General features: G+C 43.2%; 9 protein-coding genes and 1 pseudogene. 4 read left to right on the top strand and 6 right to left on the bottom strand.

Annotated elements, in window-relative coordinates; translation table 11 throughout:
- The first annotated feature begins 644 nt into the window (after positions 1-644).
- Entirely contained in the window at positions 645-1,904 is a 1,260-nt protein-coding gene (locus HCR01_RS35295) for an alkaline phosphatase PhoX (protein WP_193200570.1), read from the top strand.
- A 93-nt stretch (positions 1,905-1,997) separates the two neighbouring features.
- On the opposite strand, the gene tnpA is transcribed toward HCR01_RS35295, so the two are convergent.
- Positions 1,998-2,402: an IS200/IS605 family transposase gene (gene tnpA / locus HCR01_RS35300; protein ID WP_193200571.1), complete on the bottom strand. Its 405-nt coding sequence runs from the start codon at positions 2,400-2,402 to the stop codon at positions 1,998-2,000.
- 31 nt (positions 2,403-2,433) lie between these two features.
- On the opposite strand from tnpA, the gene HCR01_RS35305 reads away from it, so the two are divergent.
- Entirely contained in the window at positions 2,434-3,648 is a 1,215-nt protein-coding gene (locus HCR01_RS35305; RefSeq protein ID WP_193200572.1) for an RNA-guided endonuclease InsQ/TnpB family protein, read from the top strand.
- A 52-nt stretch (positions 3,649-3,700) separates the two neighbouring features.
- On the opposite strand, the gene HCR01_RS35310 is transcribed toward HCR01_RS35305, so the two are convergent.
- The gene (locus tag HCR01_RS35310) at positions 3,701-5,698 is read right to left on the bottom strand and encodes a PAS domain-containing sensor histidine kinase (RefSeq protein WP_264299985.1); all 1,998 of its coding nucleotides are present in this window, start codon (positions 5,696-5,698) and stop codon (positions 3,701-3,703) included.
- Between the two features lie 740 nt (positions 5,699-6,438).
- Here HCR01_RS35310 and HCR01_RS35315 point away from each other — a divergent pair.
- The gene (locus HCR01_RS35315; RefSeq protein ID WP_193200574.1) at positions 6,439-7,176 is read left to right on the top strand and encodes an SDR family oxidoreductase; all 738 of its coding nucleotides are present in this window, start codon (positions 6,439-6,441) and stop codon (positions 7,174-7,176) included.
- A 254-nt stretch (positions 7,177-7,430) separates the two neighbouring features.
- Here HCR01_RS35315 and HCR01_RS35320 read toward each other — a convergent pair whose 3' ends face one another.
- The 4 genes from HCR01_RS35320 to HCR01_RS35335 form a co-directional block, all read right to left on the bottom strand.
- The gene (locus HCR01_RS35320; protein ID WP_193200575.1) at positions 7,431-8,225 is read right to left on the bottom strand and encodes a class I SAM-dependent methyltransferase; all 795 of its coding nucleotides are present in this window, start codon (positions 8,223-8,225) and stop codon (positions 7,431-7,433) included.
- A gap of 139 nt (positions 8,226-8,364) precedes the next feature.
- Entirely contained in the window at positions 8,365-9,561 is a 1,197-nt protein-coding gene (locus HCR01_RS35325; protein WP_193200576.1) for a hypothetical protein, read from the bottom strand.
- Between the two features lie 105 nt (positions 9,562-9,666).
- Complete coding sequence (locus tag HCR01_RS35330; protein ID WP_193200577.1) at positions 9,667-11,259, bottom strand: hypothetical protein; 1,593 nt, start codon at positions 11,257-11,259, stop codon at positions 9,667-9,669.
- Between the two features lie 452 nt (positions 11,260-11,711).
- Positions 11,712-11,975 carry a hypothetical protein gene (locus tag HCR01_RS35335; RefSeq protein ID WP_193200578.1) on the bottom strand — a complete coding sequence of 88 codons (264 nt, stop codon included), beginning with the start codon at positions 11,973-11,975 and terminating at the stop codon, positions 11,712-11,714.
- A 221-nt stretch (positions 11,976-12,196) separates the two neighbouring features.
- Between HCR01_RS35335 and HCR01_RS35340 the strand changes: the two are divergent.
- A pseudogene (locus tag HCR01_RS35340) lies at positions 12,197-12,459 on the top strand (hypothetical protein); the annotation flags it as partial.

Here is a 12,459-nt window from a genome sequence, read left to right on the forward strand (position 1 = left end):
AATTTCGCAGATGCAGAAGGCAACTTTGCTGGAGTTATGAAATCTTTGTAATGCAAGACTTACATAGTTTTTATTTTCTTTTCCTTCTGCTTCCTGCCTCCTGCCTTATCTTCATGCCATTCGTCTCTCGACCCAATGGCACTAACGAGTCCCGATATTACCTTTAGGGAATGCTGCAAAAGCTATACGTGCCGTTTCTTCTGGGACTGGAGGAATTTCTTCGGGATGTAAGCACATATACTCGTCTCCACAGGTATTTCTTCTAGTTTATTGATAAATTACGTCCCCTTCTCCCTTTTATGCTTTTTCATGTATTACATGGTAAAACTTATGCCTCCTTTCCATGTAATACACCGTATATCTTCCTCTTCAAATGTTAAGTAATGTTTCGCCAACAGTATCGCTACGGAGGGCAATCTCTTCGAGCGGCCCAGCCTTCCTTTTTGGTCATAACATAATTTTAATTACTTTATTTATGCACAAAATCATTAGAAACTTGTATGTTTTCTAGGTTAACTTAATGCCTTGAATAATCTTTTTTTAACCTCTTATTAATTTGAAAAAACCTGCTCCTCCTAGATAATTGAGGCTGGCTATTTGCAAGAAATTAAGCCTCATTCAAAACTTTAGGGAGTGAGCATACATTGAATTTATCGAGACGTCAGTTTTTTACCTTAGCAGGGGCATCGGCTACAAGTGCTGTCCTTCTATCTCCTTTGCAAGCATTCTATGCTAAACCCGTGATGGCTGCGGGTCCCTACGGCAATTTAGTGACTGACCCCAACGGAGTATTAGATTTACCAGCTGGATTTACTTACCGCAGACTGTCCGAAACAGGTCAAACAATGAATGATGGTTACCGCGTACCCGGTGGTCACGACGGTATGGGTGCTTTTGCAGGATCTAATGGCAATACGATTTTAATTCGTAACCACGAACTCGCTCCCTCTTCTAGCAACGGTGTGGGCGCTCCCAGCGTCAATAAGTACAACTCAAATGCGAAGGGCGGTTGCACTAAATTGGTCGTTAGTTCTTCCCGTACCCTAGTAGAACATCAGGGAGTTTTGGCGGGAACCATTCGTAATTGTGCCGGCGGACCTACGCCTTCAGGGTCTTGGTTAACCTGCGAGGAAACTTTTGAAACTAATAACAACAAGAAGCATGGTTATGTGTTTGAAGTTCCCAGTAGCGCAAATACTTTTGTTAGCCCTGTTCCACTAACCGCTATGGGGCGTTTTAATCACGAGGCGGCCGCTGTAGACCCCAACACAGGGTATATCTACATGACGGAAGACCGAGGGAATGGGCTGTTCTACCGCTTTGTTCCTAACCAAAGCAACAACCTGAGTGCTGGCGGCTTGTTATATGCCTTAAAGATTACAGGGTCGTCTGGGATCAACACAGCTACAGTTTTCCCAAAAAACACGCCTAGGGCGGTAGAATGGGTACGGATCAGCAATCCTGATCCAACTTCTGATACCGTCAGAACAGAAGGGTATAACAAAGGTGCTGCCACGTTTTCAGGTGGGGAAGGCATCTTTTATGGTAATGGTTATGTCTACTTCACTTGCAAGAGTGGAAGTAGTTCTGGAAATGGGCAGATCTGGCGTTATTCACCCGCTAATAATACCGTTGAACTCTATATTGAACCCAACAATTCTGGTGTGTTAGACAATCCCGACAACATTGTGGTTTTCCCCAACCGCGACATCTTCCTCTGTGAAGATGGGGATGGAACGGATTACATTTTGGGCATCACTCCCAGTGGCAGTCTTTATAAGTTTGCCAAGAATGCCCTCAACACATCAGAGTTCGCCGGGGTCTGCTTCTCTTTCGATGGACAGACGATGTTTGTCAACATACAGAGTCCAGGAATAACCTTTGCTATCTGGGGCCCCTGGTAACTCTACGTCCTATTTCAGCCTGGCCAGGTAGAGAGCGATCACCCTGGCTGAACTTCTACTGTGACCAAAAGAATGGGATTCAAGCCCCGCCCTTTAGCGTAGCGGAGGGCGGCTTTGATTCTTAATATACTCCTTCAACACCTCAATCGGCGCTCCTCCCACAGAACAAGCAAAATACGAAGGACTCCAAAGATGTTCTGCATGGGGAGAATCTGTGAACTGCTTGCGGTACATCCTTGAAGATACACCCTTAAGGTGATTCACTAGTTGGGATACAGAATATCTTGGTGGATATTCAACCAGTAAGTGAACGTGATCGCCTTCCCCATTCACTTCAAGGATGCTAAAATTCATCTTTTTTGCCACTTCAAAGAATGATTGAATCAGTACTTCTAGTCGCTGGGCATCAAATATCTTTTTGCGGTACTTAGTAACGAAGACCAAATGAGACTTGAGTGATGTAACGCTGTGTTTACCGCGTCTATATTCTTTATTCATAGTGGTAGACCAATTAGGATATAATCATAATATGAAAGCACGTTATCGTTACCGAATCTATCCAACTAACGCCCAGCAACTACTATTGAGTAAGTTGTTTGGGTGCGTTCGTGTGGTGTGGAACGATGCACTTGCTCACTGCAAGACTGAATATCTTGATGGCAACAAGAAACCAAGCGGCGCAGACTTACAAAAGCTGTTCATCACTCAAGCCAAGAAAACAGTCGAAAGGGAGTGGTTGTCTGAAGTATCAAACATCCCGTTGCAGCAGTCCTTGAACGATTTAGAACAGGCATACCAGAACTTCTTTAAGTCATGCAAGAAAGAACGCAAAGGTAAGCCTGTCCGACCTCCCAAGTTTAAAAAACGTCGGGCTGCTCAGTCTGCTCGTTTTCGCAAAGGTGGTTTCAAAGTGTCTCCGGCATCAATCTACCTTGCCCAATTTTGGCAAGTGGAAGTTGTTTGGTCAAGGGCATTACCTGCCGAGCCGTCGTCTGTGACTGTTCTTAAAGATGCAGCAGGACGGTACTTTGTAAGCTTTGTGGTAGAGATTCAGCCATCGCTCCTACCACAACTAGACAATGCTGTTGGCATTGACTTGGGCATAACCACCTTTGCAACCTTCAGTACTGGGGAGAAAGTAGACGCACCGAAACCATTGAAGAAGCGTATTGGAAGGCTGCGCCGACTTAGCAAAAATCTATCTCGCAAAAAGAGAGGATCGAACAGGTATGAAGTAGCTCGTAAGCGCAAAGCTAAACTACAAGCCAAACTTAAGGATACCAGAACAGACTTCTTGCACAAGCTATCAACTAGGTTAATTCGTGAGAATCAAGCGATTATCTTAGAAGATTTGAACGTTTCAGGAATGCTCAAAAACTGTAAACTATCCAGAGCAATTAGCGATTTAGGATGGAGACAGTTCAGAACATTTTTGGAAGGAAAAACCGAAAAATACGGGCGTACCTTCACTGTCATTAGCAGGTGGGAACCGACAAGCCAGACTTGTTCATGTTGCGGATTTAGAGGCGGTAAACTCGATCTCTCTATTCGTGAATGGACTTGCTTGAGTTGTGAAACTACACACGACAGGGACAAGAACGCCGCGACTAACATTAAAGCCGCCGGAGGATATTCGGAGGCTCAAAACGGATGTGGAGGAAAGCGTCAGACTACCGTAAAGGTAGCAGCATCCTGTGAAGCGTCAACCCGCCAAGAATTCATACAGTTAAGTCTGTTTGATTAGATTGGAATCACCGTGGCTTTAGCCCGGTGAGGATGTCAAACTTATTGTTTAATCATTTTTCTGAAGTTAAGTTTATCGGAATCTCAACTACGAATTCGGTACCCTGTCCTGGACTTGATAGACAAGTCAGCTTTCCTTTATGCTTGTCTACTACAATTTGATAGCTCAGTGATAATCCTAATCCTGTGCCAATACCCACTGGCTTAGTAGTGAAGAACGGGTCAAACAAGCGTTTTTGCATATCCTCTGGTATTCCTGGCCCATTGTCAGCAAACCGAATTATCACTTGTTTTGCCTGGGACAGTTCAGTGCAAATACGAATAATGCTAGGTAATTGTTGCATCTGTTTCATAGACCGCTTTGTATCTCGTTGTTCGAGTGCATCTAAAGCATTAGCCATAATATTCATGAAAACTTGATTAAGCTCTCCTGGATAGCATTCTACTAACGGAAGATTGCCGTATTGTTTGATGATTTCAATTGCTCGGCGATTCGCTTGTGCTTTGAGACGATGTTCTAGAATGACTAAAGTGCTGTCAATGCCTAAGTGAATATCTACAGCTTTGCACTGGGCTTCATCCATGCGTGAGAAATTTCGCAACGACAGAACAATTTGTTTAATTCGCTCTGCCCCCATTTTCATTGACGAGAGTAAGCTAGGCAAATCCATCATCACAAATTCTAGGTCAATGGCTTCTATCTGCTCTTGAATGACTTTTACAGGATTAGGATAATATTCTTGATAAAGTTTAACCAATTTAATTAAACTATCAATGTATTTGTTGGCTGGTTCAATATTACAGTAGATAAAGCTTGTTGGATTGTTGATTTCGTGAGCAACTCCGGCAACTAATTGACCGATAGAGGACATTTTTTCGCTTTGTATCAAATGAGCTTGAGCGCATTTAAGTTGTTTGAGGGCTTGTTCGAGATCTTGTGCTTTTTGCCGTAGAGCTTCTTCAGCTGCATGACGTTCGCTGATATCCCTTGCAATCGTTGAGAAATACTCCACCTGTCCATCAACTCCTTTATGAGCAATAATTACTTGAGAAAGAGGAGTTTCTCGTCCATCTGCTGTTAAAAAAGCAGTTTCTCCCACCCAGCTCCCGAATTGTACTGATTGTGGTATTCCTTGATTGAGAATGATATCATTTGCCCAACTGGGATGATTCTTAGTGAGATTTATGTTCTCAATTGCTTCTTCTTCTGTGTGTCCTAATATTCGGCGAGCAGCTTTATTAAAGTAGAGAACCTGCCCATTGATATCAGCTGTACTGATTAAGTCCGGGGCTGCCTCTATAATTGCTAACAACTTTGCCTGTTCTTTCTCTGCTTTTTGGCGTTCACTAATATCGCGTGCAACGCCAACTGTCATTACAACTTGATCTTGTTCATTACGAATCGCAGACTTAATTGTATGAAACAAGTGTACCTCACCATCATAGCGAGTTATTGGTTCTTGTGGGATTTCTAGTGTTTGTCCGGTTTCAAATACGTAAGCATCATCTTTGAGGTATTGAAGTGTATATTCGGGGTTATTAAAAGGTGCATCAATTATATCTTTCAGTTCTTCCAGGCTCATGCCATAATAATCACAGAATACCTTATTTGCCCAAAGAATCTGAGATTTGGCACCTTTAACCAACACATGATCAGTTATTGCATCTAAAATTTGCTGATAAATCTTTTCGTTTTCACGCAGCGTTCTTTGAAAAGACTTTACCAAAGTCACATCCTGTACTATTGAAATAATATTAATTATCTGACCCTCATCGTTAACTAGAGGAATACTGCGCCATTCACAGATAACTACTTTTCCATCTTTGGTTAGATTTTTAATTACATTGTTAGTTTCTACTTTTTGTTGGATTGATAATTCCATCATTTTACTAACTTGTATCCGTTCATTTGGAAATACAATTAGTTCCATTAACTGGGAACCAAGTACTTCACTTGTTTTGAATCCAAACAGTTTTTCGGCTGCTGGATTCCACTGTGTTACTTCAAAGGCTGTATTCCACTCTATTATCGGTAAAGGATTGCATTGCATTAGCAATAGCAATTTGTTTTGGAAGTGTTTCCAGTTTTGCTCTAACATATGGTTTTTAGTATTGTTATCGAAAACATTTACACCACTTAAACCTTTAATAAAATCATTATAATTTGTCCAATTGCAGTTTTCTAATTTATTATTATCAGTTCGCAATTCGCAATGGGCTAACGCCCCGCTCCGAAGATCGCAATTCGCAATTAAAGACAAGAAATCACTTAATTGTTGAATTGTTAATTAACGGGTCTCAAGCCCCCTCTGATTCTCTGAATCAGTGGACTTAAGTAGAGCGAAAAGTTCTGTGGGAGGGCAACCCTGGGCAGGAAACTTTTCAAGACAGTGGTGGGTTCAAGCCCCCTCTGAATTCAACTGCGTTAGCGACGTAGGAGCGTCCGTCGCGAATTTGAAACTGCGAATTGCCTTGACCCTGGCTTCTATCATTCTTTGGCTATACTTTTAAAACACGCCCTAGTTTTAGAGGTACTGCAACGGACACGCGCTAATATTCAGTCCCTAACAACAACTTTAAATGCCTGGAAAGAGGTGCCCAAAAGCACAAACTTCAAAGACGGCTAAAAAATCGGTGTCGCTAGATTGACATGATTGATGATGATACCATCCTAGAAGAAGCGGTGAAAGCCGCAGCCTTTTTTCAAGAGAGCAGCTAGATTTCTTTGCCCTAACTTAGATCGATTTTCCAAGGTTTTTCAGATCATGGAAAACCATAAGGAGAACTCCAAATGAACTATGACATCAAAGACAAAACCATTTTGGTTACAGGCGCAAATCGCGGCATCGGCAAGGCGATAGTTGAGTCCTTTATTGAACACGGAGCCACCAAAGTCTATGCGGCTGTTCGTCAGCTCAACAGTGTCTCCTCATTGGTTGAACAATACGGCTTACGGATAGTACCAATTCAGGTTGATTTAGGTGATCCCCAATCTATTGTTGCTGCTGCTCAAACTGCCCCAGATGTGCAAATAGTTATCAATAATGCAGGAGTTTTTCAAGCTGGAACTCCCTTAGCTGAGAATGCGATCGCCGCTCTCGAATTTCAGATGAAGATCAATGTATATGGATTGATCTACATGGCTCAGGCGTTTGCCCCGGTACTCAAAGCCAATGGAGGTGGTGTCTTTGCCCAAATCAATTCTGTTGCTTCGCTCAAGGGTTTCCCCGACTCTGCCACCTACTGTGCCTCAAAAGCTGCGGCCTATTCAATCACCCAGGCATTACGAGAACTATTGAGTGAGCAGGGCACGCTTGTGCTAAGTGTTCACCCTGGCCCAATTGCCACGGATATGGGCGATGCGGCAGGAATGAGTGAGGTTGCACAGCCACCAACACTTGTGGCAGACGGAATAATAAAAGCTCTCAAAGCTGGGGATTTTCATGTCTTTCCTGACTCGATAGCTAAACAAATGGGCGATGCTTATAAGAGCTTTGCGGAAAATGTCGTTGAGGTGTCATCAACTTAACTACATTGCAGGGTAATGCTCTAGACAAGGAAATTTGGGTATTAAATAGCAAGCCCAAACTCTTCTCGATTGATGAACAAACAAATCACAGTATCATGCATCAAATCTATTAAAAACAGGAAATCGCAATACTGAATTTATAGCAGCGATCTGGCGCGAATCTTATACTATGCACAGCGTTCGCCTTATGCTAAACACAGTTAAATCATGTCATTTTGAGTTAATTTTTGGATACTACCTTCCTATTTAGATGCTTATATTTTACGAGCAACAACGTAGTAAATTAGTTCCTCATGCCATACACCCTGCTCAGTTTCTAGTGCAGCGATTTCCTCGTCATAACTAGCTTTAAGAAGGCTAATTTTTTCTGGTTTTAATTGCCGTAACGGATTATCGATATGTAGCCAGAATTGCCCATTCCATCTGCTTTGTGCTTTTTCTAAGCTTAGATAAGTCCCCATCTGTCGAGGATGAATTTGAATTTGGTTAAATTTAGCTTGAGTTAATAGGTGTTGAATCCGCTCTGGTGTTCCCAATGGTTCATGTAGATTTGGCAGTGTAATTCCATTTTTTGCACAAGCTTCTACAATCGACAATGCTAAATATGAATTTTCAGACGAACAGGTAAATGCAATGAATCCGCCGAACTTGAGAAAACGATACCAATTTTCGAGAATCTTAGGAATGTTGGGGAAAAGCACGATTGCGTAAGAACAATAGATCGCATCAAACTTGTCTGCTTCAGGTTGATATGCTTCTGCATCAACTTCAATTAGCCCAACATTGGATAAGTTTTCGGCTTGAATTTTCTGTTGAGCAATCTTGAGTAGTTCTGTTGCGAGATCAATTCCAATCACATAACCACTTGTGCCAACTTTTTGAGCGGCTTTGAGCGCAATATTTCCCGTTCCCGTTGCAACATCTAAAACCCATTGCCCAGGATATGGAGTTGCGTAGTCAAAAAGTGCAATTGCGCGATTGAGAGTGGCTTGATTATCATAATTTGTCCTAGCATTGTAAAAATCAATGATTTCCTGTTTATATGTCATAAGTAGCAACAGTTTAGGATAATAAATAGCCAAATCTAATAGGTTGAAAGTGCTAAATTTTCATTCTCTGCTTACTCTATCCTTAAACTGTCCGCGCATCTGAATTGACTTGCCTGGCTTGAAGTTGACATAACACACTCTACTCCTCCCACTTCACCAACACACCATCCACAATCGCAATCCCCCACTGCGGAAATTTTGCCAATAGTTTCTTAATCACAATCTGCAAAGCCGCATCGTCATTCCAACACTCATGCAAGAAATCAAACCCCGGATTCTGTCCCGAATTCGCCGCAACTTTGAGTTTCTGCATACGCTCCGGTCGCATATTTGCCCTTGCAACAATCGCCTCATGTGACCATTTTTCAGCATTTGACACGGACGCGGCGGAACCAGTGCTTTCATGACAGTCTCTCGCTTCAAAACCAGAGACTTGATTTTCTCCTGATAAGGAAGCTGAATTTCCCTGTTCTATCTGCCCCTGAGTTTGATTAGCGATCACTTCCTTGGAAGAAAATTCATTTACGGCAACGGGCGCGGCGGAACAAGCACCTTCATGAGAGACTGCCGCCTCAACACCACAGTCCTGGTTTTCAAACAACAAAGCAGATTCACCCTGTGCAGCATCGACGAGCGTCAGCGTTGTGCAGTCCATTGCTACAGGCAAGCCTTTCTCTTTCTCTGACACGCTTTCAACAGTCTGAGGCGACGCGCCCCTCAAGGGCGCGTGAGCCGTCTCCTCAACTTGCAAAATCTCATTTAGCGTGTCAGAGATACATCTCACAAACTCATTTGATGAGTTTGTGAGATGTTCCTGAGCAGTTCGTGAGGATTTCTGAAAGCCTTGTTCTAGCTGACTTTGACCTAAAATAGATGCTTCATACAAAGCACCCATTTCTTCAGAGCCAGCATCTTTCTCTGAAATCTCAGCAGAGGGTTCTCGTTTTTCAGAATTTAGTTGCTGATTTTCCGAATTGACTTTCTCCCAGAACTCCTTCATTCGGCTACCGTGTAAATTCTGCACCATCCACTTCACTGTCTCCCGTCCATCCTGAATCGATTTATCCGGCTTAAAAATAAACAGACCACTGTCGGAAAGAATTTTCTTTGCACAGATAAAAGTACTGTACCCCAAAGCAGAAGTTAGCGGCATCCAGCGGGAACCGTATGGGTCAGCCGTCCAGCACTCCTGCCACAATTGCGTAACTGATGGCTTTTGCTGCGAAGCCCATAACATATCTTCAATCGGAATAATCACATGAAGCCTTTTATATGGGGATTCCTTCTTGTTAGCAGCAGACTTTTTGGGCTTAGGTCTTGTAATAGTTGCAGTCATCTTTTAATCTCCTGTTTATATTGACGCACGCAAATTTCCCCCACTGTGATGCGGGGCTTGGTATTAATATTTGTCTGTCTAAAAAGTTATCAGTACACTGAAAGCCTATTGAGGTTGCCAGAATCGCAATTCATCTCGGAAATACCTGTCAGTCTTTTTTGATTGTTCCTTCCAGTGATCCCAAGCCACTATCACCTCATCTCCTAAGTCTTTCACCACCTCGCCCCTCTCGACATACAAAGTGCGGTATGGGTCAGCATGGGCAACGATAGAACCAACGCCAATCGTGGTAGGTTGACAAGATGCTTTTTCGAGTTCAGCAATTAACTCTGTCTCTTGTGAGGTCAATTCCGCTAGATAGTCGCCTTTTATTGCCTCGTATTCAGCAGCAACAGTACAATAGTCAACCCATGTACACCCTCTTTGAGACAACACAGCCCGAATATCACTCACCGCTTGGGGTATCAGCTGTAATTGTTCCATTCTGTAGGCGATCGCACTCTTGTTTGGTTCACTGCCAAGGATGATTGCAGCTGCTTGGAGGGCTTGGGTGTTGTTCATTGCACTGGCCAGATTACCTAACGCTATACCCATCAGCCGTAAGCATTCAGTAGCATTTTCCTTCGGTGGCTCAACTGCAAGTGATCGCAGATCAATAGTCTTGTCTAACGCTTTCTTGACTTGCTTATTGAGTACTTTGGTTGCCTGTTTGGTGAGAGTATTGTTCCACTCTTGAGCCGGACGTTCTTCTACAGCACGTTCCAATTCTTGAATACGTTTTTGTAGTCGCTGGTTCTCAAGTTCTAGCTGCCTTAGCCCCTCCAACTCGAACAGGCGTTGCTGTAACTGGGTGTTCTCTTCCTTCTGCTGCTGAAACAGGCGTTGCAAGGCTTCAATTTGTTCAGTTACCTGTTGTTGGGCTTGTGCTGTAGCTTCTGAAAACAGGCCAATTCTCAAATCCTGTTCTAAACGTTCGAGTTCTTGCTGGTGCTGCTGTTTGAGTTGAGTGAGCGCATCAGCATATTCTTTGGGGTAGGTTCTTTCGGTGGGGAATGAAACACTAGGGGCATCTAAATAGGCATTGTTTACTAGTTCCCTGCTACCATCCTCAAAGGTGACAATCTGCTGCCAGTTGTTCGGGGGGTCAGCTTCGATGGTTCCTGATTCCCCGTGTCTTGGATGAGTTGGTGAGTTAACCGTGACTGTGGCAGATTGCTGAACCAGTGGTTCCTCAAATTCAGGAACCAGTGGTTCTTGAGTTTTTTGGCGTGGCAGACGAGGAACCACCTTGTTTGCAGCTGCGGCAAAGTCTGAAACACTTGGAGATGGGTTTTCAGAGAGTGCTAGAGCAACGGCAGACTTAAGCTTGTCTGGTTCCTTGACTAGCCGTAGCAGCGAACGGGCTTGACGCTCGTTTTTGATGTGTTCGCCCAACTCTTCAGCTGCGTCAATTACTTTCTTGGCTCCCAGCAGTTGGTTGATTCTGCGGTAGCCACCCCAGGCGGATAACTCAGCTTGGCAGTATTCCTCAAAACTTTTATAGCCAGCTTCACGGTAAAGCTGCTGCTCCCGCATTTGGAGGATCTCATCAATTGCCTGCCATTCAAAGCGGTCGATGGCAGCGAAGGTATCTTTGATGCTGGTGTTGAGGGTAGGGTAATCGAGCGTTGATGTTTGTTCGGCTTCTAGTGCCAGCATACATCTCTCCTGTTTTTATACATAGAAGAGATGTTTGAAAGCACCCCGCATAACAAATAAATACAGAGGTCAACGGTACAATTGAAAAAAGTGCATTGAACAAAAAGATTTGATATTGTTGAATAATTCATAGCCTTAAACGTTGGTTATGTTTTGTCCCTACTGATGGCCTGAGAAACTTATCAGTAGGGCTTTCAACTTATAACTATTACCTTCTCTAGTCGCTGAAATATTCGGGTTTCCAATTGTTCATCTGTATTTGGTAAACCCTGATGCTGTGGTAACCCTTTTACTTAAGTCTTCTAGTCATCCTCCTTTATTTTTGTTCTTTTAGGTTACCACAGTTTACCATAGGGTTACCATGTATAAGTGTTAAATGACAAACCCGCCTTACCTGTTTGGTTGGGGCGGGTCTTCCTTTGCTACTTGTTGTATCTGTTTTAATTTTTGCCTCAGGAGGCGATTCTCGTCCCTGAGGCGATTAATTCCCCCGATCTAACTTGCTTGAGTTCTCTGATTTCTTCTTCAAGCCTTTGCAGACGAGCGTTAATATCACTTTCTATTCCTACCTCTCCGCCAATAAATTGCAAAACCAATGCTAATAATGCCTGGGATTCACTTTTTCCCAGTTTCCTAGCTTTTTCATTAAAAGCATCTTTGACAGTTTGTGTAACACGTACAGCTAAACGCTTATCTGCTTTTTCTTCTGTATTCATACTTTTATTGTCTATCAACTCCGTCTGTTTACCAAGGTGGTAAACATGAGCATAGCACTGGCAATAATAATATTCAGCTATTGGTAACCAATGGTTGACAAATGGTCACCAATCGTTTAGCATGTATTTAGGAACAAAACAAAAGACGACCGCCCTAAGTCTCGCAAACTGCGCGATCGCCCTTTGTAAAAACCCAACCTTTTAAAGGCAGGAATTTCATTATGACTCAAATAGTTTGTACACAGCAAGCATCTTCAAGCTTCAAGGTCAATCAAATAGTTGCAGACTCTTGTGTTGACGAGCAAGCCCTAGCTCAAGCAGAACTATACAACCACCTCGAAACCCAATCCGAAGCTGTAGCCCCAACCAAAAACCTCCTCACCTCACGAGATCGCCGCATCATCGCCGAGATTATCCAAGCACAGCCCGAAACCATCCGCACCATCTGGATTGAGGGCGGTATTACAGTATGGGTGCAGTTTCT

Source organism: Nostoc sp. MG11, assembly GCF_014904695.1.
Taxonomy (GTDB): Bacteria; Cyanobacteriota; Cyanobacteriia; order Cyanobacteriales; family Nostocaceae; genus Komarekiella.